Below are 26,891 nucleotides of genomic sequence, written 5' to 3'. Positions count from 1 at the left end.
GCATCCCAAAGGATCGGATGGAGGCGCGGAGTTCTGCGCAAAGGGAGGAAACAATGAATATTTCAAGAATGCTGCTTGGTGCAGCAGGTATCGCCATGACCGCCGGTCTGGCGCACGCCGACGCCCATTCCGGCGATACATCCGAAATGCGGATCGCTTTGTCCAACAACTACGCCGGAAATTCCTGGCGTCAGGCAATGCTGCAAACCTGGAAAGAAAGTACAGCACAGGCTGTCGCCGATGGCGTCGTCGCAGCCGCCGACGCCTATACCACATCAGAAAATCAGGCGACCGAGCAGGCTGCACAGATCCAGAACATGATCCTGCAGGGTTATGACGCCATCGTGCTGAACGCAGCATCCCCCACCGCCCTGAACGGTGCGGTAAAAGAGGCCTGCGACGCAGGTGTGATCGTCGTCAGCTTCGACGGTATCGTGACAGAACCTTGCGCCTACCGCATCGCGGTTGATTTTGCGCAGATGGGGCGCGAACAGGTTGAATATTTGGCGACGCGCCTTGCCGATGGCGGAAACCTTCTGGAAATTCGCGGCCTTGCGGGCGTGTTCGTCGATGACGAAATCTCGAAAGGTATCCACGAAGGCGTGGACAACAACGATCAGTTCGAAATCGTCGGCTCCGTCCACGGCGACTGGGCGCAGGACGTGGCCCAAAAGGCTGTGGCCGGCATCCTGCCGTCCCTGCCGGAAGTCGTCGGTGTCGTCACGCAAGGTGGTGACGGTTACGGCACCGCGCAAGCGTTCGAGGCCGCAGGCCGCGATACGCCACTGATCGTGCTTGGGAACCGTCAGGACGAACTGCAGTGGTGGGCCGAGCAGCGCGATGCAAACGGATACGAGACACTGTCGCTGTCGATCGCACCGGGCGTCGCTTCGCTCGCGTTCTGGGTCGCACAACAGGTGCTGGCAGGCGAAGAGGTTCCACAGGACCTGACCGTGCCGTTCCTGAAAATCACCCAAGCGGACCTTGATGAAGCGCTTGCAAGCACGCCTGAAGGGTCGGTCGCCAACGTGTCCTATTTCTTGGAAGACGCGCAGCAGGTCATCGCAGACGCCGAGTAAACCAAGATCGGTCGGGCCGCATGCAGCGCATGGTCCGACCATCCTGCTGATCTAATTGGACATTCCATGACCGCCCAGGAATCCGCACCCCTCGTGACGCTGACCGACGCCGCGCGCCACTTCGGCCCCGTGCGCGCGCTTGATGGTGTCAGCCTTTCCGTGTTTCCCGGCGATTGCATCGGTCTTGTGGGCCACAACGGGGCCGGTAAATCGACCCTGGTCAATCTGGTAAATGGGGGACTGCCCCCGTCGTCCGGCGAGGTGCGCTTTGATTTGGGCGAGACCGCACTGGATGCAGGTGTGCGGTCGGTTTTTCAGGAACTGTCACTATGTCCAAACCTGACAGTTGCGGAAAACTTGCGAATTTCGCATATGGAGCTGAAAGGCTTCGGCTGGCGCCGCACCGCACGGGCCGAGATTGCCGAGACGCTGGATATGGTCTTTCCCGATCACGGCATAACATCCGACGCCGAGGTTGATACCTTGTCGATCGCGCAACGCCAGATGGTTGAGATCGCCATCGGTTTTGCGCCCCGTGGGCAAAGCGCGCGACTGGTCATTCTGGACGAGCCGACATCGTCGCTGGACGCCGGGATCGCCGATCAACTCTTGCAGCACATCAAGCGCTTCTGCTTGGGCGGCGGATCAGTAATTTTCATATCTCACATGCTAGGCGAGATTTTCGACGTCGCAAACCGGATCATCGTCCTGAAAGACGGCAAGATCGTCGCGGAAAAACCGACCGCCGACTTCACCCGCCAAGGCCTCGTGGATGCAATGGGTCACGTCGCCACCGAAACCGCGGAGGCTGAACGCACCGGCACCTTTGGCGCAGAAGTCGTGCGCACCGATCAGGGCCTTGCCGCCCGCCAAGGCGAAGTGGTGGGCCTGTCTGGCCTTGCCGGTCACGGGCAGGCGGCTGCATTGGCCAAGCTGTACCTGTCTCAATCATCATCCTGGCGCGCGGGCAGGTCGCCGCAGGTTGCCTTTGTCGCAGGCGACCGCCAGAGCGACGGTATTCTGCCGCTCTGGTCGATCCTGCGGAACATGACCGTGTCGATCCTACCGAAAGACGCTCGCTTTGGGTTGGTTGACCGACAGGCCGAACAAAAGGTCGCGGAAGACTGGAAAACCCGCATCGGCATCCGCACCGACGATATCACAAACCCGCTATTGTCGCTGTCGGGCGGCAATCAGCAAAAAGTGCTGTTCGCGCGCGCGCTCGCCTCGCCGGCACCGATCGTCATCATGGACGACCCGATGCGCGGGGTCGATGTGGGCACAAAACAGGACGTCTACGCGATGATCCGTACCGAAGCTGCCGCCGGACGGACATTTCTGTGGTATTCAACCGAAACCGAAGAGGTCTGCCAATGCGACCGGGTCTTTGTCTTTCGCAACGGTGAGATCAGCGCCGAACTGACAGGCGCCGAAATCACCGAGGAAAAAATCCTCGAAGCGTCGTTCGAAATGCAGGAGGCTTCGTGACTTTCCTCGCCCGTCACAGGATCGTCCTGCCCGTCGTGTCCCTGGCTGTGCTGCTGGCTGCGACATTCTACATGCAGCCGCGTGCGATGAGCTATTTTGGCCTGAACCTGCTGTTCAACCTCGCCGTGCCTATCGCGCTGGCGACGATCGCACAGATGATGATCATCATGGTCAACGATATAGATCTGTCACTTGGTGCCTTTGTCAGCCTGACGGCCTGCGTCACGGCGACGTTTCTGCAGGACGCGCCGCTGATCGGCGCGCTGATCATGCTGTCCCTGATCCTGAGCTATGCTGCCCTTGGCGCGTTGATTCACGCTTTCGATCTGCCGGCCATCGTGGTGACGTTGGGCATGTCCTTCGTCTGGGGTGGTCTTGCGCTTTTCATTCTGCCATCACCCGGCGGGTCTTCGCCGGAATGGTTGCGCGCGCTGATGACTGTCAAGCCGCCCTTCGCGCCGATGGCCGTGGTCGCCGCCATAATCATCGCACTGGTCACGCATCTTTTGATCATGCGGTCGGGCATCGGAACAGTGCTGCGCGGTGTCGGCGGCAACGCTCGCTCGGTCGGACGTGCAGGGTGGTCGCTGATCCGTCTCAAGGCGCTGGCCTACGGCCTTGCCGGTCTGTTCGGCGTCTTGGCCGGCATGACGCTGGTCGGCCTGACAACGGCAGCGGATGCCAATATTGCTATGCGCTACACGCTTCTGTCCATCGCGGGAGTGATCCTGGGCGGAGGGGAGTTTATCGGCGGAAAAGTCAGCCCGACGGGGGCCGTGATCGGCGCATTGACGCTGACCCTTGCGGCCAGTTTCCTGTCTTTCATGCGGCTGTCGTCTGACTGGCAGATCGGCGCGCAAGGCGCGATCCTGATCCTTGTGCTGACCGCGCGGTTGATTTTCCGTCAAGGGGGCAGGACATGAGGATCATGAACAAACCCTGGATCTGGGCCTGGCTGGCCGCCGCCCTTGCCTTTTCGGCTACACTTGGCCTGACGTCGGGGCGCGGCGCGAGCGAACTGGCCTATGCGGCACTGTCTTTCGGGGCGTTTGCTGCTATCGTAGGGCTGGGTCAGATGCTGGTAATCACCCTGGGTCCGGGAAACGTCGATCTGTCCATCCCCGCGACCATGACACTGGCCGCAACACTGGCCCTAAAGGCGATGGGCGGGAATCCGGGCACGGCACTGATGGGCCTTGGCATTGCGCTCAGCGTCGGCGTGGCAGTTGGCGTCGCGAACTACGCGTTGATATTCCTGCTGCGCCTGCCGCCGATCATCGCGACACTGGCCGCATCTCTGGTCTATCAATCTTTTGCAATCTGGTCGAACCGAGGGCTGCGGATCAAGCCGCCGCAGGACCTTGCGGACTTCAGCACCGGGCGCTTGCTGGGTCTGCCGAATGTGGCTTGGGTAGGTCTTGTTCTCGCCTGCATCACATGGGTGGTACTGGAACGCTCGGTCTGGGGGCGGTGGCTGTTGGCCAGCGGCCAGAACCTTCGCGCGGCACGATTGGCGGGAATTCCCGTGGAACTGGTGCGCGCCTCGACCTACGTCACGGTCGCTGTCTTTGCGGCCATTGCAGGTTTCCTGCTCGCCAGTTTCTCAGGTGGGGCTGCGTTGAACATGGGTGCGGAGTATCTGCTGATGTCGATCGCCGTTGTCGTGATCGGCGGCAGTTCTATCGCGGGCGGGGATTCGAACGTACCGGGCGTCTGGGGGGCAGCGCTGTTCATGTTCTTGGTGGTGTCGATGCTCAACAGTTACGGCGCCGGCGCAGGTGTCCGCAACGTCCTTACCGGGACCATCATCATCGGCATCGTCATTGCCGCCAGCTCAAGGAGGATCCGCGCATGATCGGCATGCCGCCCCATCTGGAGCCTCACGACGACCGGTTTGCAGGACTTGTCCATCCCATGTCCCGGCTTGTTCAGATTGCCGACGGAATGAGCTGGACTGAAGGCCCGGTGTGGTTCGGCGACCACGAGTGCCTGCTGTTTTCTGACATCCCCAGCCAGCGGATCATGCGCTGGTCCAAAGCAGATGGTCTCTCCGTCTTTCGCGCCGGAACCGAATTCACCAACGGCAACACGCGCGACCGGGACGGACGGCTTGTGAGCTGTCGCCACGGCAAGCGCGATGTGGTGCGGACCGAAATTGACGGAACGTTAACGGTGCTGGCGAGTACATTCGAAGACAAACCCCTGAACTCGCCAAACGACGTGGTCGTCAGCGCGGACGGGGCGATCTGGTTCACTGACCCCACCTACGGCATCATCTCGAACTTTGAAGGCTACCGCGCGGCCCCGTCCCAATCCACCCGCAATGTTTATCGCCTGTCACCTGATGGGCAACTAACAGCGGTGGTCACAGACTTTACCCAGCCCAACGGACTGTGTTTTTCGCCCGATGAAAAAACCCTCTACATCGCGGAAAGTGGGTCCAGTCATGACCCCGACGTGCCGTCCATCATCCGACAATTCGCCGTCGAAGGTGACCGGCTAAAGGACAAAGGCGTGTTTGCGCGGATCGACACTGGTCTACCCGACGGGATGCGGTGTGATGCCCAAGGCAACCTATGGTCATCTGCCGGGGATGGCGTGCATTGCTTTGGCAGTGACGGCGTTCTGCTGGGCAAGATCATAATACCCCAGGTGGTGTCCAACCTATGCTTCGGTGGTACGCATGGGCACCAGATGTTTATTACCGCCACGACATCCGTCTACAGTGTCTTCGTTGATACAAAGGGGGCGGAACCCTGGACGCGCGGCTGAATGATTTGAGGCTAGCCTCTGATCGGTGGTCTGATCTTCATTTGTCCAAGGCTAATGCAGGTCACCGTCAACCGCGACGCGCGACCACGGTTCCATGGCTTTTTGCCGTCATTGTGCCCTTGTCGATCACAGTGGTTCCCCGCAACAGAACCATCTCTGGCCATCCTTGAACCTCGAGCCCCTCATACGGCGTGTAATCAGATCCGTCGTGCAGATCTGCGTGCCGGACGACGCGATGGGTCTCGGGATTCCAGATTGCTATATCGGCATCGCTACCAATAGCGATCGTACCTTTTTGCGGGTAAAGCCCATAGGTCTTGGCATGGTTGGTCGAGGTCAGCGCCACGAAGCGCGACAAATCAATTCGACCCTTCATGACCCCTTCCGAAAACAGGATCGGCAGACGTGTCTCGACTCCGGGAATGCCGTTCGGGATATGGCGAAAGCTGCGCAAACCGTCCGCGTTCCGCTTGCCCTTGTCGTCGGCGTACCGAAAGGGGCAATGATCCGACGAAAAGAGTTCGAACAGGCCGGATTGAAGCCCGCGCCAGCAGTTTTCCTGCTCGGTGCGGTCGCGCGGAGGCGGCGAGCAGACGAATTTGGCACCTTCCCAGTTTTGACGCGAAAGGTCCTCTGCCTCGAGCATGAGGTATTGCGGACATGTCTCGGCGGTGATGTCGACGCCCCGCGTGCGCGCCCGCGCTATCTCGTCCATCGCAGCACCGTTTGACACGTGAACGATCACGATCGGAACATCGACAACTTCTGCCAGTGTCAGCGCGCGATGAGTGGCTTCGCGTTCGGCCGCGATCGGTCGCGTTTTGGCATGGGCACGTGGAGCCACATCTCCAGCCTCTTCCGCCCGCTGCGCGAGAAACGCGATCACGTCTTCGTTCTCGCAATGCACGAGAACCTTTGCTCCGTGCCGACGGGCGACATCCATCGTGGCAAGAATTTCCGCATCGTCCATACGCAAGGCCTCGTAGGTCATGAAGACCTTGACCGAGGTGTGCCCCTCTTCGATCAGAGCAGGAAGCTCCTGGCCGAGGACGTTTGGCGTCGGATCGGTGACGATCAAGTGAAAACCGATGTCCACGTGGCTCTTGCCCTCAGACTGAGCCACATAGTCCCGAAATGCTCCGGTCAGGGATTGGCCTCTCTCCTGCAAGCAGAACGGCATGACCATCGTGTTGCCACCAAAGGCAGCCGACCTCGTGGCGGTGTCGAAATCATCCGCCATCTCGATACCCGGACCGGACGGCTGGGAAATGTGGACGTGACTGTCGATGCCACCGGGCAGGACATAGCGCCCCGAAGCATCGATCACCTGCTTGCCCTCCATCGGACCACCGATCTGGGCGATCTTGCCCTCGTGAACACCAATATCCGCGTTAAACACATCCGATGCGGTGGCAACGGTCCCGTTGGAAATCACGAGGTCATAGAGCATAGTAAGTGCGCCTCCTCAGGCGTTGATCAGATCGAGGTCAAGCTCTCCGGTGCCGCTGCGCCGGTAAGCCAGGCCGATGGCCAGTGTTTGGACAAGGCTCATGACGGCGGTCAGTGAACGGAATCCGTGCAGTTCCGCGTCATCCACTGTCAGGACCACGACAGCATCCTGGGTGATCGGACTTATCGGGGTGTCAGTAATTGCCAGCACCGGTAATCCGGCCGCAAGCGCCTGATGTGTGGCGTCGATCGTCGAGCGCGCATAGGGAGGAAAGCTGATGGAAATCAAAAGATCACCAGGTTGCATGACCTTGATCTGATCTTCGGGCGTGCTTCCGGTGCCACTGATCTGGATTGCCTGGCAGCCTGCACGCCGCAACGCATAAGACAAATAGGAAGCCACTGGAAAAGAGCGGTCAAGTCCGATCACGTGAACCGTTCGCGACTCGAGGATCAGCGTTGCCGCTTCGGACAGGGGCAATTCGGCCAGTCGGCTTCCCAGATGCGCCAGTGACGCCGTGTTCGCGCGACAGAAGGATTGACCCACCGCAGCGAGATCGGAGGGATCCTGGACCAGTTCGTCGCCCTGGCTGTGCGAAATACGCTCGGACAAAGATTCAGGATACGCATTGTGCAGTGGCGCCCGGAAGATCTTCTGCATTTCCGTAAAGCCGTCAAAACCCATGGCCTTTGCAAGCCGGACAAAGATCGACGGGTTCAGTTGCGATTTCTTCGCCATCACCGACAGCGTTTCGAGAGCGACCACACGCTGATTCTCGAGAACCCAAGCGCCGGCATCAAGCATTCGGCTGGTGAACAGATGACGTTCGCCGACAAGGCGCTCGCGGAATTCTTCCATTGTCTTGGGTTTGGCAACCATGTCGGACTTCGTCGGTGTTTCTGTCATAACCCGAGCTCTGAATTTGTGTTTTGAAAATGCGATATCCCGCGGTTCATGGATCAATGCTCAAGGACTTGCGACAAGAAAAGACGACCGCGGTCCGTCTGCGGATTCTGAAAGAACTCCTCCGGTTCAGCCTCTTCGACAATTCGACCTCCATCCATGAAGACGACCCGGTTGGCAACCTTACGGGCAAAACCCATCTCATGCGTCACGCAGACCATGGTCATGCCTTCCTGCGCGAGCTCGATCATGACATCCAGAACTTCCTTGATCATTTCCGGATCAAGCGCAGATGTCGGTTCGTCGAAAAGCATTATCTGCGGCTTTGTGCACAGGGCGCGCGCGATTGCGACGCGCTGCTGCTGACCACCCGAAAGCTGACCGGGGAACTTTTCCGCCTGGTCGGGAATGTGCACCCGGGCAAGATAATGCCGGGCCCGTTCCTCCGCTTCCCTACGGGGCACCCGATGCACCCAGATTTGCGCAAGTGTCAGATTTTCCAGAACGCTGAGATGCGGATAAAGGTTGAAGTTCTGAAACACCATTCCGACCTTTGCCCGCAAAGCCTCGATGTTCTTCATGTCGGCATGGATTTCCTGACCGTCGATCCTGATGACACCCATCTGGTGCGTTTCAAGCTGGTTTATACACCGGATGAGCGTCGACTTGCCTGACCCCGAGGGTCCGCAAATCACGATTTTCTCACCTGGTTTGACAGTCAGGTTGATGTCCTGAAGGACGTGAAACTCTCCATACCATTTGTTGAGTTCATCGATACGGATGATGTCTTCTGCGTCCTGCATGATCTCTGTTCCGTTCAGATTGTTTTGAAAGTCATGGCTGTGTCGTGTCATCGCTGGCGCCCTGTGTTCAGCTTGCCTTCCAGGTACATCGAGTATCGCGAGAGGCTGAAGCAAAGCGCCCAGAAGCCGAAACCCGCAAAGACATAGCCTGAGGTCGTGACCGATGGCGCGAGCCAGTCGCTCGATGCGATGCCGGCCTGAACGATGCCCAGAAGGTCGAAAAGCCCGATGATCAGAACCAGTGTCGTGTCCTTGATGATCGCCACATAGGTGTTCACAAGGCCGGGGATCACAGTGCGAAGTGCCTGTGGCAGGACAACGAAGATCATCATCTTCCAGTATCCCATTCCCGAGGCCGTTGCCGCTTCGAACTGACCCTTGGGGATCGCCTGAAGACCGCCCCGCACCACTTCCGCCATGAGCGCCCCGTTAAACAGGGCAACGCCAATCAGGGCGCGAAGGAGCTTGTCCATGCTGAACCCCTGCGGCATGAACAGCGGCAGCATCACCGACGCCATGAAGAGAACCGTGATCAGGGGCACCGCTCGAAATAGCTCGATGAAGGTGACACAAAAAATGCGGATGGCAGGCATCTGCGACCGGCGCCCCAAGGCCAGCAGGATACCGATGGGCAAGGCTCCCAGCATGCCGGCAACCGCCACGACCAGCGTCAGCATGAAGCCACCCCAGCGATCGGTGGGAACAATCTCAAGCCCGATCGGACCACCGTGCAACAGTGCAAAGCAAATCACCGGAAGCGCGACGAAGCTTCCCGTGATGATCCAGCCTTTGTGCGCAACGCGCGGCAGGAAAAGCACGGCAATCGAGGCGACCAACGTCAGCATGGACAGATCGACCCGCCAGCGGTGCTCGACTGGGTAAAACCCGTAGATGAACTGACCCCAGCGCGCATTGACGAAGGCCCAACAGGCGCCACTTGCCGCAACGCAATCGTCGCGGTCACCTGCCCAGGCCGCGTCGAGAAACAGCCAGTCGATCAGCGGTGGCACCGTTCGGACAAGCAGCCACAGCACGACGATGGTCAGCAACCCTTGGCGCCAATCCGGAAACAGGTTCTTGCGGATCCAGTCGAGCGGCCCGATCACCGTAGACGGCGCTTTGAGCGGAGGAGGAGTAAGAGTGTCTGTCATGGTTGCCTCAGAATGACCGCCGCATCACGCGCCAGTTGAAGAAATTCATCACGGCCGCGATGAAAAGGCTCACCGTCAGATAAAACAGCATCGCAAGCGCGATCGTCTCCATCGCCTGCCCGGTCTGCGTCAGCGTCGTGCCCGCAATGATCGAAATGATCTCGGGGAACGCAATCGCCGAGGCGAGAGAGGTGTTCTTGGCCAGGGATTGATACTGCGTCGTCAACGGCGGAATGATGATGCGCATGGCTTGGGGAATGACGACATATCGCATGATCTGTCCGCGAGTGTGCCCCATGGCCTGCGCCGCCTCGGTCTGGCCGTGGTCGATCCCCTGGATGCCGGACCGTACGATTTCTCCAACAGCAGCAGCGATGTAGATCGACAGACCAAGCAGGGCTGCCAGCATTTCCGGCAGGATCACCATACCGCCACGGAAGTTGAAGCCTTGCAGCGACGGGATGGACATTTCGACCGAAGCACCCGTGGCAAACCAGGTTAAAACGGGTAACCCGACCAGCCCGATGAGCCACCAATGCGCGACCGCGACGGAGTTTCCGGTCGCAGCCCGGTGTCGACGGGCAGAACGCGCCATGAAGAGAGCGAAGATCAGACCCACCACAAGGGCGAGAAGGGCAAGCTGGGCCCCGGAATCCAGCAATGGTTTCGGCATGTAGAGGCCACGGTTGCTCAGGAAAACCGTGCCGGCGACGTCAAAGCTCTGGCGCGGGCCGGGCAGCGGCCTGAGAATGGCGAAATACCAGAAGAACAGCTGCAAAAGCAGCGGGATATTGCGGAACGTCTCGATATATACAGCAGCCAGCCGCGAGATCAGCCAGTTCGGCGAAACCCGCGCCAAACCGATCATGAACCCCAGCAGAGTCGCCAGTGCGATTCCAAGAGTGGCCAGAACAAGCGTGTTGACGATGGCGGTCCAGAAGGCGTCCAGATAGGTGCCATTGCGGTCGAAATCGAGAAAGGCGATGGCGATGTCGAAGCCTGCGCGGTTTTCGAGAAACCCGAAGCCCGACGCAATTCCCTGCCTCGCCAAGTTCTGCATCGTATTGGCCAGCAGGAACTGGATGAGCAGGACAAGCAGAACCACGAAACCGAACTGGACCAGCACGGACCGGATTCGCGACCGCGTCCAGAAAGCCGGTTTTGGTGCGGCCATCGGGCCAAGATCGCGCGAAACAGGCACGGGTAAAATCCTTTGTCGGAAGGTTTGCTAGAGGAAGAAGATGCGCCTCCGCCGCCAAAGACGGCGGAGGCGTGGTTCAGATCACTTGAAGGGCATGGCGTACTGAAGCCCGCCATTGGTGTGCAGCGCGTTCATCCCACGTTCGATTTCCAGAGGCGTGTTCGGCCCGACATGGCGCTCGAAAATCTCTCCGTAGTTGCCGACCGCGGCGATTGCCCGGTGAACCCATTTGTTGTCCAGACCGATCCATTCGCCGACCGGCGACCCTTCGGCCCCGAGCATCCGCGCGATATTGGGGTTCTCTGAATTTGCCATCTCGTCGACATTGCCTTGAGTCACGCCGTATTCCTCGGCCTCGATCAGGGCATATACCGTCCATGTCACGATATCGAACCACTGATCATCGCCGTGACGCACCGCCGGCGCGAGCGGCTCTTTGGAGATCGTCTCCGGAAGCATGACATGTTCTGCCGGGTTGGTCATCACAAGGCGTCGCGCGGCAAGCCCGGAGCGGTCGGACGTGTAGACGTCGCAGCGCCCCGCATCATAGGCGGCCAGCACCTCGTCCGCGCGGTCAAAACGCACCGGCTCATAGCTCATGCCGTTTGCTTCGAAGTAATCCGCAAGGTTCAGCTCCGTTGTGGAGCCCGCCGAAGTGCAGACCGTGGCGCCGTCCAGTTCCAAGACGCTGGAAACGCCCATGTCTTGACGCACCATGAACCCTTGACCGTCATAGAACATGACAGGAGCAAAGTTCAGGCCCAGGGCTGTGTCGCGGTTCAGCGTCCGGGTCGTGGTCCGCGAAAGCATGTCGATCTCGCCTGACTGCAGCGCGGTGAAACGTTCCGTGTTCGAGAGCGGCGTGTAGCGCACTGCGTCCGCGTCCTCGAGCACCGCTGCCGCGACGGCCCGGCAGACCTCGACGTCGAAGCCGGACCAGTTGCCCTCGTCATCGGGATTCGAGAATCCGGTGACCCCGGGGGACACGCCACAGTTCAAATGGCCGCGTTCACGCACTTCTTCGAGCGTCTGGGCCGACACAGCACCGCCTGCGGCAACCGCAAGGGCGGCAGCCGTGGTAAGAATGGGGTAGATTTTCATGGGATTGTCCTTGTTGGAGGTTGGTGGATTATTTAGCCAGCCCGTCTGCGCAGGCCTTCGAATTGCTCGATGAGCCGGTCGATTTCGTCCAGGGTGTTGTAATGCACCGCAGAGACGCGGATGACGCCGTCCGGGTCACCCAGATCCAGCGCCTGCACGAGGCGCTTGGAATGAAAATCGCCGAAGCGAATGCCGATGCCGGACGGATCGACCGCCTCGACCACGTCGCGAGACTTCATCCCTGCGATAACGAAGGAAATCGTGGGCACACGGGTCTCTTTATCCGAGGCGGGATCCCCGACGATCGTCACGTCGTCCCGACCACGTAGATAAGAAAGAAGACGTTCCGCCAACGCCGCTTCGTGATCGGCCATGATCTCGAAGGCCGCCTCTACCGCAGCGCGTCCGGTTTCGTTGATGCCGTGGGCTGCCGCGAAACCTTCAAGATAGTCGATCACGCCACAGCATGAATATGCCAATTCATAGTTGGGATTGCCAGGCTCGAGCTTTCCCGGAACCTTGTCCTCGCCATAGAAATAGTGGTTGATGTTGCCCGCGTGATTTCGGAGCAGGTCGTATTTGCCGTAGAGCACGGCGTGGTGTGGCCCATAAGTCTTGTAGACCGAGAACCCATAAAAATCAGCATCCAGCGCCTTTACGTCAACGGCACGGTGCGGGGCAAAGGCAACACCATCTACACAGAGCATGGCATCGTGTTGATGGACCAGATCGGCAATGGCGCGCACGTCGTTGATGCTGCCGAAGATATTGGAGCAATGTGTCATTGCGACCAACTTCGTCTTCGGCCCGAGAAGCGGCGCAAGGCTCTCTGGCCCGGGCCGATGGCTGCCTTCGGGCAACTCCCACGTCTTCACGACGATCCCCTGTTCCGAAAGGCGCTGCCATGGGCCGATATTGGCCTCGTGATCGAAGTTTGTGACGATCACCTCGTCGCCGGGCGCCCATTTCTGAACGAGGGCGCGCGCAAGCTGATCAAAAAGCTGGGTCGCCGTTGCTCCCATCACCACTTCTTCTGGACGATCTGCATTCAGCAAGGTGGCCAGAGCAGCGCGTCCCTCGGCGACCTTTTGCGAAGCCGCAACAGAGGTTGCATAAGTTGCTCCAAGCTGGACGTTTGTCGTGAACATGAAGTCGGTCATGCGGTCTGCAACCGGCTTTGCCACCTGTGATCCGCCGGCATTATCGAGGAGAGCGGTTTCGTCGCTGATTGCGGGGAACTGTTTGCGCACATAGGCGATGTCGATCTGGGTCATGTGTACGGTGAATCCTTTCGATGCGTTCATTGAAACATATTTTTCAGTTATGTAAAGATGAAATGAAACTTTTTATTCAGGCCTTTGGGAGCTCTTTGGGGGGTTGTCGGCCTGGTTCCTTTCAAGGATCGATCACGAGGTGCCGACATGAGCCCGGGACGTTCCTCTTCTCCAGCTCTCAACGATGCACGTCGTCCGGCGCGCCCATGGCTGTGCTGACCGCATCAAGATGACGGGCCATCGCCTGTTGCGCAGCCCCGTCATCACCGGCGGCAATGGCGTCCACGATGTCACGGTGATGCCCGGAATGGACCTGCGTGAACTCGGTCACCCCGACGCGGCGATACGTGCGGTCCCATTCGCGCTGCCATACGGCACGGCACCGCGTGCTGGAGAAATGGCGCAAAAGCGCGACCAGAACTGGATTGCGCGCCACTTGCGCGATGGACTGATGGAACGCGTCATCGGCGCGTTCACAAGCCGCGCGATCCCGGGCCATCCGACCCTGCTCGACCTTTGAATAGAGCAGCGCCACATCCGGATCGGTTCGGCGCAGTGCTGCCGCTGCTGCGACGGATGGTTCGAGCATGCGTCGTGCGTCCATCAGATCGAGTGGCGTTGTCGCCTCGATGAGGATCCGATCCCTCACCGGCTGACCAGGAGGGCGCCGACCACGAAACGTGCCTTGACCGACGTGACGCCAGATCTCCCCCTCGGCTTCCAGGAGATCGAGTGCTGCGCGCAAGGTCTCGCGGCTGCATCCGATGGCGGTTGTCAATCGGCGTTCCGCAGGCAGCCTGTCGCCAACGGCCGGGGCGTCTGTTTCGATCAGGGCACGCAGTCGCGCCAAGGCTTCGACTTTTCCGATGCGCATGGCGTTCCAATCCTTTCCAGACCAATTTGCAGACCAATGCACTCTTACGGCAGAGACACCTCTTGTCCAACAGGAGTGTCGACATGATCTCGTTTTCCATCCTCTTTCTTGCCGGTCTTCTGGCGGGAAGCATCAATGCCCTGGCCGGTGGCGGCACGCTGATCAGCTTTCCGGCACTGATCTGGGTCGGAGTGCCGCCGATCATGTCGAATGCCACCGCAACCCTGACGGCGCTGCCGGGATATGTCGCCAGTGCCTGGGCCTATCGTCACGACCTGCGCGCCGAAGGGACGCTGCGTTTGAGCGCAATTCTCGCCGTGACCGCGTTGGGCGGGCTTGTCGGTGCCGGGCTGCTTCTGATTACGCCAGGCGACGCGTTCGTGGGGATCGTGCCTTGGCTGTTGCTTGGCGCGACGGCGCTGTTCGCTCTTGGTCCCGGCATGATCAGAGCGGTGCGCAGCCGAAACATCGGGCCAGCCGGACCGGGGCTGTCGGCAGTGGCAATCGGTGTCGTCGCAACCTATGGCGGGTATTTCAACGGTGGGCTTGGCATCATGCTGCTGGCCGCCTTCGGGCTGATCGGGTTCGAGAACCTGCACGGCATGAACGGGTTGAAGAACGTGCTGGCGGCGCTGTTGTCGGTGGTTTCCGTCGTGACCTATTCTTCGGCCGGTCTGATCGCCTGGGACTCTGCCATCGTCATGGCTGTCGCCACTACACTCGGCGGCTACCTGGGGGCCCGCTATACGCGGCGCATCCGGCATACGGGTTTCCTGCGTGGCGTGATCATCGCGATCGGCGCGATCATGACCGCAGTGTTCTTCGCGGTCTGAAACGCTCTGCCAAGACTGAGTCAAGCATCGAGCCCAGACGCACCAGGAGAGCCCAGGGATTCGATGCCCGTGCTTCTGCTACCAATGTCGTCACGATCTGCAGATCGCAGCCACAACGAGTCTCAGCCAGTATGGCCAAAGATTAACGAAAGTGGAATCCTTTGACACGTTTCCCACGCACGGTGTGGAAATTGCATACTGATGTCGAGCGCGCACGGGCCGATGCACGGAAAGCATCGGCCCGTGCGCAATACGGCACCAGCTCATTGCGTATCGGGTCTCGGATCGGGAACAAACCCGTCAACATTCGGCATCACGATCTCGCTGTAGGTCTCTGCGTTCAACTCGGTATCTTCGTCGAGGATTCCGGCACGTCCAAGGATGTAGGCGTTGATTGCGTAGATCTCGTCCGCGTCCAGCGATCCTGGTGCATCCATCGGCATGGCGCGATGGACATAGTCGAACAAGGTGCTCGCGTAAGGCCAATAGCTTTCCACGGTCTTGACCGGGCTGTCGCTGTCCAGCGTGCCGCGCCCACCGATGAGCCGTGCGGCACCCAGATCGCTGATGCCGCCAAGATCCTCGGCATGACAGGCCGCGCAATACTCCTGGTAGAGCTGTTCGCCCTCGGCAAATGTGCCGCTGCCCTCGGGCAGGCCTGTTCCATCGGGCATCACGTCGATGTCGATTGCCGCGATCTCTTCGGGTGTGGCGGGCTGGCCCACGCCGAAGACGAAGGCGTCCGCGTCGATGTTCTCGATGGTTTGCGCGCTGGACTGTGGCGGAGACTCCGGAGCCCTCTCACCGGTCTCGGGCAGCCGTTCGGGCACCTCGGCACTGGTTCTGGGGACCTCTTCGGTATCGCTCTGCTGTGCGGAGGAATGACCGGCGACGAGGGCCGCTGACAGGATGATGCAGAATTCACGCGTGAACATTGGTGACCTCCCCGTTTGGCGCGATGTGCCAATTCTGGATCGCATTCAGGTGGTAGACCGAATTGGTGCCCCGCACGTTGACCAGTTCCTCAAGCGTCGGTTGGACATACCCGGTCTCGTCGGTGACGCGGCTTTGCAGCACCGCTTCCTCGCCATCCCACACCCAGGGCAATCGAAAGCGCGTATGGCATTTCGACAGCACCGGTTCTTCCAGCGCAGCCTGCTCCCATGTCTCGCCGCCATCGGTGGAGACTTCGACCGTCTCGACCTTGCCGCGGCCCGACCAGGCGATGCCGGTGATCTCGTAATATCCCGGTCGTGGCAGCCGCATGGCGCCGGAGGGGAAGGTGATGACCGATTTCGCGTCCATCTCCATGGTGAACTGGCGCGCCGTGCCGTCCGGCATGAGGTCGGTGTATTTCGATGTTTCCTCCCGTGTCATGAATGGCTTGTCGCTGACTTCGAGCCGACGCAGCCACTTGATATGCGTATTGCCTTCGAAGCCCGGCAGCAGCAACCTTAGCGGATAGCCCTGTTCCGGCCGGAGCGCCTCGCCGTTCTGGGCATAGGCCAGGATGGCGTCATCCATGGCCTTGTCGATCGGCACGGACCGGGTCATGACAGCGGCGTCGGCTCCTTCGGCAAGGATCCATGCAGCGCCGTCCTGAAGGCCGGCCATCCGGAGCACGGTGGACAAGGGCACTCCGGTCCATTCGGATGTCGAGGTCAGACCGTGCGTGCCCTGCACGGTCTTCAACGTCGGCTCGGTCCATTCGGTCAGGGTGTTGCCCGAGCATTCGATGAAGTGCATGCGACTGACCGCCGGCAACCGTTGCAGGTCGTCCATCGTGAAGCGCATCGGCTGATCGACCATGCCGTGCAGGGTCAGGCTATGTGTCCGCGGATCGATTGCCGGAATGCCGGCATGGTGACGCTCGAAATGCAGCCCGGACGGGGTGATGATGCCATGGCCCGAGGCCAGCGGTGTCATCGACCAGCTGGAATCGAGACTGGCCGTGGGGTAGCGCCAGCGCACCTCGCTCTCGAACTGCGAGCGCGAGCCATAGCCGCCATCATCCAGGATCGTGCGACCTTGCTCTTTCGTCGGCTCGGGTTGAACGCGGTATTCAACGGCTCCTGGCGGAGCATCGGCACGGCCTTGACCCGCTGTAAGCAAGGACCCGCCAAGCGCCGCTCCCCCGGCCAGCAGATTGCGACGCGTCAGGCCCGGAAACATCCCGTCCTTGCAGTCGCATTCCTCTCCAGCCTCCTCTTCGAGCATCTGTCTTTCGATCTCGACCAGACTTTCCGCCATCTGCCGCTCCGCCGGACCGTAGCGTGGATCCGAGAACCGTTCATTCTTGGCCATTGGTATCCCTCCCTGTCAGTTGTTTCGAGCATGGGGAGTGTCACGGCTTTTGGACCTTCCCATACGTCAACAGCTGGCGAGGCGAAGCGTTCCCGGACGCGTGAGTAAGGAGGGGGGCCAAAGCGTTCTGTTCCTGTCGCGCCGCGGGTGAGGCGGGCATGAGAGACAGGCACGGATGAAATCATCACCGCTGTTGCAACCATCCTCGGAGGCTATCTGTTGGCCTGCAGGTTTCTTCTGACACCATTGGAAAGCCCGCATGACAAGCTCTTGAACCAACCTGGAGATGATGTGCCTTTTGTCGCTGATCTTTCGCTTTGGACCAGCGTTGTCCTGTTCGTGGCCAGCGCAGCCGCGATTACGTTCGCCGGAACAAAGCTCTCCGGCGTGGCAGACAAGCTCGCGGTCCGCACCGGAATGGGAGAGGTCGTGGCCGGCGCCCTTTTCGTGGGTGCAGCAACCTCGCTGCCCGGCGCGATCACCTCGATGACAACGGGGGCACAGGGCGCGGCCGGGCTGGCGATAGGGAATGCGCTCGGGGGATTGACGGCTCAGACCGCCTTTATCGCTGTTGCCGACATTTTCTATCGGCGCGCCAATCTTGAGCACGCGGCCGCCAGCGCGGTTGGCCTCGCGCAAGGTGTTCTTCTGATGGCGCTGCTTGCGATGCCCCTGATCGCCGCTGCCGAGCCGCCCGTGACGGCGTGGGGCATTCATCCGGTTTCGATCCTGGTTCCAGTCTCCTATGGCTTCGGCCTGTGGCTGCTCTCCAGAATTCAGGATGACCCGATGTGGAAGCCCGTTCAAACTGACGAAACACGCGAGGAAATCTCCGAACCCGAAATCGGAGCGGATGCCGCTTCGGACCGGTCTCTCTGGATCCGATTTCTGCTCTATGCCGGGATTACGGCCGCGTCTGGCTACGTGATCGGCGCGGCGAGCATCGGAATCGTCGAGACAACAGCGCTCTCGGAAACCGCCATGGGCACGATCTTCGCTGCCATCGCCAACTCTCTCCCGGAGCTCGTAACGGCCATTGCCGCAGTGCGCATCGGTGCCGTCAGCCTGGCCGTGGGGGACGTCATCGGAGGCAACGCGTTCGAAGTGATGTTCCTGAGCGCCGCGGACATGTTCTACGACGGATCGATCTATGCAGCCATGACAGAACAGGATCGCTCCACTGGTCTGATCGCCATGCTGATGACCGCCGTTCTCCTCTTGGGGATGATCCGGCGACAGAAGTCAGGGCCAGGCAACATCGGTTTCGAGAGCGCCATCGTGCTTCTTCTCTACGCTGGCTCGGTTGTGCTGATCTTCCTGTAGTTCCGCGGCCAGCGGATTCCAGAGGACCAAACCCGGTGCCAGTCATCGAGACGCGAAATAATCACGACCTCAATCCCAACGAGATCCACTGAGATGAAAACTAAGCGGAGCGTATCGAGATGAGACCCAAGCGGCAGGATTGGCGATCGGTCAATCCTGTTTACCTTTGTCAATCCTGTTTACCTTTGTGATGTGACCCGAACAGGTGCTGGAAGGCAACGCTGCTTCCGTGCGCCACGAAGGATCATTTGCGAATCCGAAGTGTCTTGAGAGTGTCGGAGGTTATATGCCTACGCAATTTCGACAAGAGAACACGGGTGTTTTGTGTGATCTGTGCGATTGCTTCGAGCCGCCGCGCCATAATTATGACAATGTTTCGGACCAGAAAAGACGCATCGATTAAGGGGCCACCCCAAAGAACAACCGATGGATTTCGAAAGGACGTGGAATGACATTGTCGCTCGCTCAGACCCTGCTTTTCGTCAGTCAGCTCGTCTATGTTTCAGATCGTTGGCTGAACCTGACGAAGCAAAAGATTGAAAACCGGCGATCCGAACGCATGCGGAAGGTGGTCGACTGGAAGCGCCGTGAGAGTCTGCGTAAATGAATCCTCGGGCGGAAATCTCGACTTCGCAGCGTCTTGTCGCTGCAACAACCCGTTACCCGCGCACGATATACACCGAGCACTCGGCGTTGTTCACCACATGGCTTGCCGTGGTTCCCAGCGGGTAGTCCGAAATTTTCGAGTTGGCCGTTTCCATGACGATCAGGTCGACCTTGCGCTCGTCTGCCAGCTTGACGATCTGACGATGCACCGCCCCCTTGCGCACGACCGTCTCCACTTCGACGCCGGCTGCCGGGTTCTCTGACACAAACTTGTTCAGTTGGTCGGCCCAATATGCTTCGGAGTCTCGTATGTTCAGATTACGCTCCATCTCTGGTGCAACTGTTGCGACGAGAAGCTTTGTGTTGCGTCGTTGCGCCATCGCAGCGGCTTCTTGTTATGCACGTTGCTCCAGTTTGACATGTCGCAGATTTACCGGGCAGAGGATCAAATATGTCGTGCCTTTCCCGGGAGAGATCCCGGCCTTGTCAGTCCTGAAATGTCACGCGCACATCACCGCTTAGGGTGATGCGGGATCCGCCCTCGGCGGCGTCGAAGTCCGTGCGGTCAAGTTCTTGCCCCTGCGCCACGAATTCGAAGGACAGCGTCGCGCCCTCGACCGTCACCCTGCCGAAGGACAGCATTCCGATGCCCTCCCCGGCTCCGAAGACCGCCGCATTGGGACCGGAAAAATAGGTCAGATCGCCCGCCCGCACCGTGCCGCCGGCGATGGTAAGGGACAGCGACAGGCGCGGGGTTCCGAGGCTTTCCCCTGGCGTGCCGGAGAAGGCGTCGATGGTGTAGATGGTCATCACACCTGCTGCCATACGGGTGGCGTAGGGTTCCTGCTCCTCGCCGTCGAAAGGCACCCACAGCGTCAGCCGGCTGTCGTCCGCAGTCACCGTGACCGTGCCCATGATGTCGAAACTGCCCGCTGCACCCGGGGCCGCCAGGCCCGCTAGCAGCACGCCGGCACGGAGCAGTCCAATTCCTGCGCGAACACCTATCAACCGCAGAAGGCGCGGAGGATGCGCCCCTCTCCGTCGATGACCACGTTGAGGCGTGTTGGGTTGCTCGTCGAGTCCGGAGACGCCCCCTCGGCAAGGCTGCGGATGCCGCCGTCCGGCACGGTGATCGTCTGATCGTAGACAGGCTCGCCGATCATGGTGTCGATTTGCGACCTCAGGCACGTGTCCGGTCCGCCCGGGGTCGAGGTGACCGGTTGATCGGTCACCGGAGTGCAGGCGACAAGCGCGGCCGCGAACGCCAGGAAGAGAAGCCGTTTCATGATCAAATTCCTTTGCAGATGCTTTGGTCAGTCCTCCCGGCCATGAAACCCAGGAAGGGTCATTCCCGCAACCCGTGTTTTTCTGAATGCCGGACAAGCCAGATCCCGCTGCTAGGGATCCTCACGACGAAATCGGCCCACATGTATGTGTCGGCTGCTGTTCGCAATCGAGAATTTGGCACGATTTCGGAAATCGCTCATATGTATCCGGCCTGTTGATCGGCTCGCGGGCCGGGGCCTTGATGGGGTTACGCACGAGCCTTGGTCTCATTAGCGGCAAGGTCTATGATAAGCCAATGGGCCGTCAGACTCTGTGGGCGTATCTTCTCTGTTCCACGCTGTCCTCTCTGTCGCGAACTCCTTGGTGGCCGTGGAAGGCGTCAGATCGCTTCCATGGCCGCGTCTCTTGGCGCGTCGAACCATCGTCGAGAAGAAAACCCGGATCATCATGACGCTGCCTGCCTCATGCCCGCGCCAGAGCCTTATCCGACTCCTGTTCGACGCGCTTGCCCCACCACATCCGACATGACGCCGAACAACGCAAACCGCCCACCACAACAAATCCCAACCCACAAAGCACACGGTCACCAATAACGCCCGATACAAAATCAGGGCGAAGACCAGCCGTGCGCTCCTGAAAATGAAAATGACGCCAACAAACCACCACGCGCCAAAAAAAGGCGCTCGTGAATTATTGCGGCTAACAGGGCCGGTCACATCTACCCTGCCTGGGAGCCGACCGACCTGCAGTCTACTCCCGAAATATTTCGGGCTCGTTTCGATCCAAGCCTCCGCATGCCGGGCGACAGCCAAGCCATGACACCCAAGCTGCACTCCCTTTACACTTCGGCTTCGCTCGCATCTTGGCGACGAACCGACTTCCGCCGCCCCTCGATCGAATAAAGGATCATCGGTCCGATGCTGCGGAGCCGCACGCGCCCTTGCCGCTGATACACAAAATCGGGGCCCACCCGGTCAATCACCGCCTCGCTGACAGTGATCTTGCCCGGAACTGCCGCCTCCTCGATCCGGGAGGCCGTGTTGACGGTGCTGCCCCAGAGATCATAGACGAAGCGGAGATCACCGACGACGCCGGCAATCAGCGGGCCGCTATGAATGCCGATCCTGACCTTGAAGTTTCGGCCGATGGTTTGCGACACTTGGCGTGTCGCGAACTCGATTTCGATAGCGGCTTCGACGGCTGCGGCGCAGTGATCCGGGGTGGGAGTCGGCACGCCGGAGACGAACATGTAACAATCTCCGATCGTCTTGATTTTCTCGAGGCCGAAGCGCTCGATTACCTTGTCATATTCGCCGAAGAGCGTCTTCAGCAGGTTGACGGATTCCTGCGGTGTCTGCTGTGCCGACAGGATCGTGAAATCGACCAAATCGATGAAGACCACCGTTGCGTCCGCGAACTGGTCGACGATCTGCGTCTCTCCATCGTTCATGCGCTCTGCAACTGACTTCGGCAGCACGCTCTGAAGTAAAGCCTGATGCTGTCCCAAGGCGCCTTGCAGCGCATTGGACTGTTGCTCCATTCGCTTGAACGATCGTTCGAGCTCGTACATGACAGAGTTGTAGAAGATGCCAATCTGGCCGATTTCCGTAAATGGAGATTGTGGCACACGGATCGAAAGATCTCTGTCGCGCGCCTGGCGCTGCATCACCTCGAACAGCTCATTCAGATCCGTGTTGGCGTTGTGCTCACCGATGTTCAGGCCGATCGTCTCGACGTGATGCGAAACCCGCAAAGGCATCAAGCGGTCAAGCAACCAGATGACAGCGAAACTGCCCGCAAAGGCCCAGAGCAAGAGCACTGCTGCGCCGATCAACTGCGAGGGAAGCGTCGCAAGACCGGTGCCGAAGATGCTGACCGCAACAAGACCCCAAAGTCCACAGAACATGTGCACCGGCACGGCGCCGACGACGTCGTCTATCCGGAACCGCTCGAGCAGACGATCCCCCGCCAGCACCAGTGCGCTGGCCACGGCACCTGTCAGGATCGCTTGTGAAGGGCTGAGCACATCGCACCCCGCAGTCACGGCCACCAGCCCGCCCAAGCCACCGTTCATGGCGAAGAAGACATTGGGGCGGCCAGTGACGTACCATGACAGCGCGATGCCACCCAGCACGCCCGCAGAACCACCGGCAAACGTATTGAACAGGATCGTGGGTACTCGCTCGTCGAAACCCAAGGCGCTCCCGCTGTTGAAGCCGAACCACCCCAACCAGAGCAGGAAAACGCCAAGCATCGTCATTGGCAGGTCCGACCCGTTGAACCGACGTGCAGAGCCTGTTTCAAGGAAACGCCCGTCACGCGGGCCGATGATGATTACCGCCGCCAGAGCCACGGACCCGCCCACAGCGTGCACCACGCCCGAGCCCGCGAAGTCACGGAACCCCAGAGCAGCCAGCCAACCTGCAGCTTCTCCTTGCGCGTCAGTGGCCCAGGCCCAGTGCCCGAACACGGGATAGATGAAACCCGCCGTGAGCGCAGTCAGAATCAGATAGCCGTGAAAACTGCATCGTTCGGCCACGGCGCCAGATATGATCGTGGCTGCAGTGCCGGCGAAAACAGCCTGGAAGAGGAAGTGAACGAGCGCCTCTGGTTCCGTCGCGACGGGGGCAAGTCCTCCAAGGCCCAACAGGCCCCAACCACTCGCGCCGAACATCAGTCCATATCCGACAATCCAGAACAACAGGAACGACAGCGAGAAGTCTGCGATGTTCTTGAGGGCGACGCTGATGTTGTTTTTAGTGCGCGTAATGCCGGCCTCTACGCACATGAAGCCAACCTGCATGAGGAAAACAAGCGCGCAGCAAACAAGCACCCAAATCTGGTCCGAAGTCGACAATCCCTGCCCCTTGCTATCCACTGGTCAGTTTTTTGTTGGAGAATGCTTGCAGCTATCCACGCCCAACATCCCCAAGCGACCTGTCGGGTTATGGAACGCTCGCTTGAATCTGCCTAACGAGCAAGTCTTTTCGCCCTGAGTTATTCAGAGGCAGCACCAAATGGGAGGAATTCCGGCAAGTGTAAAACCTTCGCGCCAAAGACATGCCAGATATCTTTGCGGGCGTCTTTGAGTGTCTGGTCGCTATGTGCGAGCCACAATTTACGGATTGAGTGGCCACACGTAAAGAAGCATCGGCGTCGCGACCAGGATGATCAACACTTCCAGTGGCAGCCCGGGTCGCCAATAATCGCCGAACCGGTAGCCACCCCCACATCGGGGTGCGATCATCAACAGAACGTTTGCCCGCTTCGAACCCTCACTGCTGATTTTCTGGTGCGCGGCGAATGTCAGCTTTTTCAATCGCCAGGAAATAATCGGGACAGAAATGCGATTTGGCGGTTGATTGCTTCATCAAATTCGGTGGTTCCGTGCCAAAGCAAACCGAAGTGCCCACCTTCTATCTCGACAAACTCTTTTTCCCCGGCGATCCGGTCGAATACAGCACGCTGTATTTCAGGATTGCAGTGAACCATCTCGTCGTTGCGTCCGACCATCATCTGAACGGGCATTTTCAGATAAGGTGCCGTCACATAAGGGGTGCAAGCGACAGGCGTGTTCGGAATCACACGCGTCGCCCAGTTTTCCCATCTGCTACCATGTCGACCACCGTGTTCGATGAACCATCGGAACGCTTGGATCGGCGTCAATAGCGATGGGTTGTTTAGCGGATCTGACGACACAACCGGCATTGGGCCCGCTGTTTGCTCTGGGCCACCAGACACATCGCCGCCTGCGAAAATCTCTTTCATGACGTCAAGAGCATTGATGTCAGTGAGCCCTTGGGGAAGTGCGGCTCCACAAACCGGGATTTGCGCGACGATGGCTGCAATGTCATCGATCAGAGCGCCCGCCACCAAGGCCAGACCGGCTGAAAAACTGTCACCCCAAAGGGCGATAGGGCTGTCAGGCTGTTTCGCTCGCAAAAATAAAACGGCATCCCGATAGCCACGCGTTTGAATCCAAGGATTTATTTCCTGTCTCGGTTTGCCGCCGCTTAATCCAAAATTCTTGTGGTCGTAGAGCAGGACATCAAAGCCGGCCCGAAAGATCGCCTCGGCATAGTGGTCTATTGCCATGCTGATCGTTGCGGTTGTTCCATGCGTCATGACAACGGTTGCTCTTGATCCGCTTACATGGCGGTAGTGACGCCCCCGTAGTTTTGCGCCTTCCGAGGAAAAGCTCACTTCTTCATACACGCGACGTCTCCTCGAATTTCGCGCAACACTGGTCTGTTATTCTCAATGCAGCAAGGTATTTCATTGAAAGCGAACAATGGCGGAGCCGCAGCGAAATCTTTCTTCGTCCGCTTGCGGATTTATCGATGACAAAACCACCCTCGTAGATTTCTGCGAGGGCATTCGCCTATTGAGCGCCGTCTTTCACTCGGGTCATGCGTGGTTCTCCAACACATCCGGTAAGGGGCTTGCGATATGCGGCCCCCCCCCTCTTTGAGTAAACCTGTGATCCTGTTCACATCCAGTAATACGCAGTCACGCCAAGATGTTGATAAGGCTTGATGACGGGTCCGCCTACAGAAACCCTATCCGCAGGAAACTCAATCAGGTCAGCAATTCTCAAATCATGGATCGGAGGACCTGATGCCCAGCTGCTCTTTCGCTGTGGCACTCGCCATGGCCGGGGTTTTCCTATTCCCGGCGCTGTCGCGTGCAGAGACCGCCATCCGCATTGCCGCACCGACCGAATGGCGGCAGGCTGACGACATGCAAGCACTGGTCTCAAGTCTCGAGGATTGGCTCGACGCACGGGTCGACTGGCCGAGGCGCGAGGTGCCGCCGCGTATCCGCTTCGTCAGCCAATGGCAGGCTGCGGCACGATACGGCGTGACAGCCAGTTTCCAACGCGGCCGGTTGCAGGGGCTTTATGATCCAGGCAGTTCCGAAATCCTGCTTGTCCGGCCCTGGGACCGCCGAAATGCGAAGGATGTCAGCGTGCTTCTGCACGAACTGGTGCACCACCGGCAGGCGCCGCACCATTGGTATTGCCCCGCAGCGCAGGAACTGCCGGCCTACCGACTTCAGGACGCCTGGCTGGCGGATCAGGGACTCACCCTGGATGTGAACTGGATTGCCGTGGTGCTCGACGCCGGTTGCACCCAGCGCGATATCCACCCCGAGTGAAGGATCTTCGGTAGTGGCGCGCGCGATGCCCAGGCCGCACATTTGTCCGGGAATAGAGCGAGAACATGAATGGACCGCTTCAAGAAAATCCGGCATACCGACACACGTAACGCAAACGATTAGGGTCATCGGGTGACTAGGTCTTCGGCCTGGAGATCGACCCAGGAGGCCAGAGCCGCCTCCATCGCCTCGTAGCCCGCCTTACGCATCACCTTGAGGAAGGCCGGATCGCGTGCCACCTCGTTCAAGGCCGTGTTGATGATGGCCGAGGGGATTAGCTCGGCCGCGTTGACGACCAGCTTCATCCACTTGGCCGAGCGGATGTCGTCCACCACCTCGACCGTGCCGGAATGGCGCAGAAGATCCGCGACCGCATGCACGCGCGGCTGCTGTTCGAGCTCCAGCGCGCCTATGGCGAACCAGCTTTCGTCGGTGTCGTTCTGGCGCGTCGTCATCCCCGGCTCCCACATGTTCGAGGCGATCTGGATCACCGCGCCGATCGTCCGGTGCGTGCCGACAACACCGGCGATGTCCTCGTGCGTCATGCCGTTCTGAAAGGTCTCACCTTGTTTGTCGCGCGGCAATTGGGCGGCCAACGGGATTTTCCCGGCGCAGCGTCGCGAAACCGCTGCAATTGGAGACGCCACCGGACCGAAAGCGCGCTGTCCTCAAACGCTCCTCTGCATGGTATTTTGAAGAGTCCCTGAAGCAAAGCTGGAAAACGGCATTCGCAGCAGCAATGCACTGCTCCCTTTTATTCAAGAACCTGGTTACGAGGGTAGCCTGTCAAATTTGCAGCGGCTCTTGGCCGGATGGCGCCGAGCCGCAAAACGGAAACAAGAGGGTCGCATCAGCGAGCACCAAATTCTTGAACCGGTCCGGGATCCGGAAACGGGGCACCCTAAATCCCCGGTCGCCATGCGCTTCAAAGGCATCTTGCGAAATCGCTCCCCGCCTGGATCGACGACGCGATCGAAACTGACCTTGCGCCATCGTACGGTTCGCTCGCACCTTAAACAGGGACATTGATGCGGTCAGGAATGCGATCAAAATGCAGTGGAGCAATGGTCAAGCTAAAGGCCAGATCAACCAATTGAAAACCTTGAAGCGAGCGATGTACGGTCAAGCTGGCCCAAACTTGCTCAGGGCGCGAATGCTCCCTCTCCACCACACAAATTGAGGATTACCGAATTTTAGAGCAACGCGAACCAACGAGCGCGACGAACATGACGGCCCACGTGGTGCAACCACCACCAACCGTGCTGACTGATGATGTGCTCCCTAC

General features: G+C 59.5%; 25 protein-coding genes and 1 pseudogene. 10 read left to right on the top strand and 16 right to left on the bottom strand.

The window, feature by feature from the left end; translation table 11 throughout:
* Positions 1-17: 17 nt before the first annotated feature.
* The 5 genes from LCF60_RS12130 (at position 18) to LCF60_RS12110 (ending at position 5,339) form a co-directional block, all read left to right on the top strand.
* Positions 18-1,079: an ABC transporter substrate-binding protein gene (locus LCF60_RS12130; RefSeq protein ID WP_292292065.1), complete on the top strand. Its 1,062-nt coding sequence runs from the start codon at positions 18-20 to the stop codon at positions 1,077-1,079.
* 66 nt (positions 1,080-1,145) lie between these two features.
* Positions 1,146-2,567, top strand: coding sequence for a sugar ABC transporter ATP-binding protein (locus LCF60_RS12125; RefSeq protein WP_292292064.1), 1,422 nt, complete (start codon positions 1,146-1,148; stop codon positions 2,565-2,567).
* Positions 2,564-3,490 carry an ABC transporter permease gene (locus LCF60_RS12120; RefSeq protein WP_292292062.1) on the top strand — a complete coding sequence of 309 codons (927 nt, stop codon included), beginning with the start codon at positions 2,564-2,566 and terminating at the stop codon, positions 3,488-3,490. Before LCF60_RS12125 ends, LCF60_RS12120 begins: the two co-directional genes overlap by 4 nt.
* Before the next feature lie 5 nt (positions 3,491-3,495).
* On the top strand, positions 3,496-4,422 hold the full coding sequence (locus tag LCF60_RS12115) for an ABC transporter permease (protein ID WP_292292061.1): 927 nt from the start codon (positions 3,496-3,498) through the stop codon (positions 4,420-4,422).
* Positions 4,419-5,339: an SMP-30/gluconolactonase/LRE family protein gene (locus LCF60_RS12110; protein WP_292292060.1), complete on the top strand. Its 921-nt coding sequence runs from the start codon at positions 4,419-4,421 to the stop codon at positions 5,337-5,339. The genes LCF60_RS12115 and LCF60_RS12110 overlap by 4 nt, the downstream gene beginning before the upstream one ends.
* 67 nt (positions 5,340-5,406) lie before the next feature.
* Here LCF60_RS12110 and hydA read toward each other — a convergent pair whose 3' ends face one another.
* The 8 genes from hydA to LCF60_RS12070 form a co-directional block, all read right to left on the bottom strand.
* On the bottom strand, positions 5,407-6,789 hold the full coding sequence (hydA, locus tag LCF60_RS12105) for a dihydropyrimidinase (RefSeq protein WP_292292059.1): 1,383 nt from the start codon (positions 6,787-6,789) through the stop codon (positions 5,407-5,409).
* 15 nt (positions 6,790-6,804) lie between these two features.
* Positions 6,805-7,752: a MurR/RpiR family transcriptional regulator gene (locus tag LCF60_RS12100; RefSeq protein WP_292292057.1), complete on the bottom strand. Its 948-nt coding sequence runs from the start codon at positions 7,750-7,752 to the stop codon at positions 6,805-6,807.
* A complete protein-coding gene (locus LCF60_RS12095) occupies positions 7,749-8,495 on the bottom strand; it encodes an amino acid ABC transporter ATP-binding protein (protein WP_292292088.1) in 747 nt (248 codons plus the stop codon). The genes LCF60_RS12100 and LCF60_RS12095 overlap by 4 nt, the downstream gene beginning before the upstream one ends.
* Before the next feature lie 47 nt (positions 8,496-8,542).
* Positions 8,543-9,646: an amino acid ABC transporter permease gene (locus LCF60_RS12090; RefSeq protein WP_292292056.1), complete on the bottom strand. Its 1,104-nt coding sequence runs from the start codon at positions 9,644-9,646 to the stop codon at positions 8,543-8,545.
* A gap of 7 nt (positions 9,647-9,653) precedes the next feature.
* A complete protein-coding gene (locus LCF60_RS12085) occupies positions 9,654-10,847 on the bottom strand; it encodes an ABC transporter permease subunit (protein WP_292292055.1) in 1,194 nt (397 codons plus the stop codon).
* A gap of 81 nt (positions 10,848-10,928) precedes the next feature.
* Positions 10,929-11,948 (bottom strand): amino acid ABC transporter substrate-binding protein, encoded by a 1,020-nt coding sequence (locus LCF60_RS12080; protein WP_292292054.1) that lies wholly within the window; start codon positions 11,946-11,948, stop codon positions 10,929-10,931.
* 32 nt (positions 11,949-11,980) lie between these two features.
* Positions 11,981-13,252 carry a cysteine desulfurase-like protein gene (locus tag LCF60_RS12075; RefSeq protein WP_292292052.1) on the bottom strand — a complete coding sequence of 424 codons (1,272 nt, stop codon included), beginning with the start codon at positions 13,250-13,252 and terminating at the stop codon, positions 11,981-11,983.
* Between the two features lie 148 nt (positions 13,253-13,400).
* Positions 13,401-14,096, bottom strand: a complete 696-nt coding sequence (locus LCF60_RS12070) for an FCD domain-containing protein (protein ID WP_292292050.1) — start codon at positions 14,094-14,096, stop codon at positions 13,401-13,403.
* Positions 14,097-14,179: 83 nt separating this feature from the next.
* On the opposite strand from LCF60_RS12070, the gene LCF60_RS12065 reads away from it, so the two are divergent.
* Positions 14,180-14,929 carry a sulfite exporter TauE/SafE family protein gene (locus LCF60_RS12065; RefSeq protein ID WP_292292048.1) on the top strand — a complete coding sequence of 250 codons (750 nt, stop codon included), beginning with the start codon at positions 14,180-14,182 and terminating at the stop codon, positions 14,927-14,929.
* A gap of 263 nt (positions 14,930-15,192) precedes the next feature.
* Here LCF60_RS12065 and LCF60_RS12060 read toward each other — a convergent pair whose 3' ends face one another.
* Both LCF60_RS12060 and soxC read right to left on the bottom strand, forming a co-directional pair.
* The gene (locus tag LCF60_RS12060) at positions 15,193-15,864 is read right to left on the bottom strand and encodes a cytochrome c (RefSeq protein ID WP_292292047.1); all 672 of its coding nucleotides are present in this window, start codon (positions 15,862-15,864) and stop codon (positions 15,193-15,195) included.
* Positions 15,851-17,233 (bottom strand): sulfite dehydrogenase, encoded by a 1,383-nt coding sequence (gene soxC / locus LCF60_RS12055; protein ID WP_292292046.1) that lies wholly within the window; start codon positions 17,231-17,233, stop codon positions 15,851-15,853. The genes LCF60_RS12060 and soxC overlap by 14 nt, the downstream gene beginning before the upstream one ends.
* 291 nt (positions 17,234-17,524) lie before the next feature.
* On the opposite strand from soxC, the gene LCF60_RS12050 reads away from it, so the two are divergent.
* A complete protein-coding gene (locus LCF60_RS12050) occupies positions 17,525-18,556 on the top strand; it encodes a sodium:calcium antiporter (protein ID WP_292292087.1) in 1,032 nt (343 codons plus the stop codon).
* Positions 18,557-19,004: 448 nt separating this feature from the next.
* On the top strand, positions 19,005-19,163 hold the full coding sequence (locus LCF60_RS12045) for a hypothetical protein (protein WP_292292045.1): 159 nt from the start codon (positions 19,005-19,007) through the stop codon (positions 19,161-19,163).
* Positions 19,164-19,215: 52 nt separating this feature from the next.
* On the opposite strand, the pseudogene LCF60_RS12040 reads toward LCF60_RS12045, so the two are convergent.
* The 5 genes and pseudogenes from LCF60_RS12040 to LCF60_RS12020 form a co-directional block, all read right to left on the bottom strand.
* Positions 19,216-19,545, bottom strand: a pseudogene (locus LCF60_RS12040) (universal stress protein); the annotation flags it as partial.
* Between the two features lie 103 nt (positions 19,546-19,648).
* Positions 19,649-20,128 carry a hypothetical protein gene (locus tag LCF60_RS12035; protein WP_292292044.1) on the bottom strand — a complete coding sequence of 160 codons (480 nt, stop codon included), beginning with the start codon at positions 20,126-20,128 and terminating at the stop codon, positions 19,649-19,651.
* Positions 20,129-20,166: 38 nt separating this feature from the next.
* The gene (locus tag LCF60_RS12030) at positions 20,167-20,448 is read right to left on the bottom strand and encodes a hypothetical protein (protein ID WP_292292043.1); all 282 of its coding nucleotides are present in this window, start codon (positions 20,446-20,448) and stop codon (positions 20,167-20,169) included.
* Positions 20,449-21,287: 839 nt separating this feature from the next.
* A complete protein-coding gene (amt, locus tag LCF60_RS12025) occupies positions 21,288-23,306 on the bottom strand; it encodes an ammonium transporter (protein WP_292292042.1) in 2,019 nt (672 codons plus the stop codon).
* A 458-nt stretch (positions 23,307-23,764) separates the two neighbouring features.
* Positions 23,765-24,664 carry an alpha/beta hydrolase gene (locus LCF60_RS12020; RefSeq protein ID WP_292292041.1) on the bottom strand — a complete coding sequence of 300 codons (900 nt, stop codon included), beginning with the start codon at positions 24,662-24,664 and terminating at the stop codon, positions 23,765-23,767.
* Positions 24,665-25,066: 402 nt separating this feature from the next.
* On the opposite strand from LCF60_RS12020, the gene LCF60_RS12015 reads away from it, so the two are divergent.
* Positions 25,067-25,606, top strand: a complete 540-nt coding sequence (locus LCF60_RS12015) for a DUF6647 family protein (RefSeq protein WP_292292040.1) — start codon at positions 25,067-25,069, stop codon at positions 25,604-25,606.
* Positions 25,607-25,731: 125 nt separating this feature from the next.
* Here the strand turns inward: LCF60_RS12015 and LCF60_RS12010 are convergent, their stop codons facing one another.
* Positions 25,732-26,151: a hypothetical protein gene (locus LCF60_RS12010; RefSeq protein ID WP_292292038.1), complete on the bottom strand. Its 420-nt coding sequence runs from the start codon at positions 26,149-26,151 to the stop codon at positions 25,732-25,734.
* A gap of 446 nt (positions 26,152-26,597) precedes the next feature.
* Here LCF60_RS12010 and LCF60_RS24620 point away from each other — a divergent pair, with 446 nt between their 5' ends.
* Positions 26,598-26,786, top strand: a complete 189-nt coding sequence (locus LCF60_RS24620) for a transposase (protein WP_363318410.1) — start codon at positions 26,598-26,600, stop codon at positions 26,784-26,786.
* The last annotated feature ends 105 nt before the right edge of the window (positions 26,787-26,891 follow it).

The organism is Marivita sp., assembly GCF_020055635.1.
Classification (GTDB): domain Bacteria; phylum Pseudomonadota; class Alphaproteobacteria; order Rhodobacterales; family Rhodobacteraceae; genus Marivita.
The sequence above is the reverse complement of the archived record's forward strand: the minus strand, read 5'-3'. Positions and strand labels throughout refer to the sequence as shown.

Excerpts from the sequence above, each read along its gene's own strand:
- LCF60_RS12110 (WP_292292060.1), top strand. The coding sequence starts at position 4,419 with ATGATCGGCATGCCGCCCCATCTGGAGCCTCACGACGACCGGTTTGCA.
- LCF60_RS12075 (WP_292292052.1), bottom strand. The coding sequence starts at position 13,252 with ATGAACGCATCGAAAGGATTCACCGTACACATGACCCAGATCGACATC.
- LCF60_RS12080 (WP_292292054.1), bottom strand. The coding sequence starts at position 11,948 with ATGAAAATCTACCCCATTCTTACCACGGCTGCCGCCCTTGCGGTTGCC.
- LCF60_RS12130 (WP_292292065.1), top strand. The coding sequence starts at position 18 with ATGGAGGCGCGGAGTTCTGCGCAAAGGGAGGAAACAATGAATATTTCA.
- LCF60_RS12090 (WP_292292056.1), bottom strand. The coding sequence starts at position 9,646 with ATGACAGACACTCTTACTCCTCCTCCGCTCAAAGCGCCGTCTACGGTG.
- LCF60_RS12095 (WP_292292088.1), bottom strand. The coding sequence starts at position 8,495 with ATGCAGGACGCAGAAGACATCATCCGTATCGATGAACTCAACAAATGG.
- LCF60_RS12060 (WP_292292047.1), bottom strand. The coding sequence starts at position 15,864 with ATGTTCACGCGTGAATTCTGCATCATCCTGTCAGCGGCCCTCGTCGCC.
- LCF60_RS12115 (WP_292292061.1), top strand. The coding sequence starts at position 3,496 with ATGAACAAACCCTGGATCTGGGCCTGGCTGGCCGCCGCCCTTGCCTTT.
- LCF60_RS12125 (WP_292292064.1), top strand. The coding sequence starts at position 1,146 with ATGACCGCCCAGGAATCCGCACCCCTCGTGACGCTGACCGACGCCGCG.
- LCF60_RS12045 (WP_292292045.1), top strand. The coding sequence starts at position 19,005 with ATGACATTGTCGCTCGCTCAGACCCTGCTTTTCGTCAGTCAGCTCGTC.
- LCF60_RS12010 (WP_292292038.1), bottom strand. The coding sequence starts at position 26,151 with ATGACGCACGAGGACATCGCCGGTGTTGTCGGCACGCACCGGACGATC.
- hydA (WP_292292059.1), bottom strand. The coding sequence starts at position 6,789 with ATGCTCTATGACCTCGTGATTTCCAACGGGACCGTTGCCACCGCATCG.
- LCF60_RS12015 (WP_292292040.1), top strand. The coding sequence starts at position 25,067 with ATGCCCAGCTGCTCTTTCGCTGTGGCACTCGCCATGGCCGGGGTTTTC.
- LCF60_RS12065 (WP_292292048.1), top strand. The coding sequence starts at position 14,180 with ATGATCTCGTTTTCCATCCTCTTTCTTGCCGGTCTTCTGGCGGGAAGC.
- LCF60_RS12030 (WP_292292043.1), bottom strand. The coding sequence starts at position 20,448 with ATGAAACGGCTTCTCTTCCTGGCGTTCGCGGCCGCGCTTGTCGCCTGC.
- soxC (WP_292292046.1), bottom strand. The coding sequence starts at position 17,233 with ATGGCCAAGAATGAACGGTTCTCGGATCCACGCTACGGTCCGGCGGAG.
- LCF60_RS12070 (WP_292292050.1), bottom strand. The coding sequence starts at position 14,096 with ATGCGCATCGGAAAAGTCGAAGCCTTGGCGCGACTGCGTGCCCTGATC.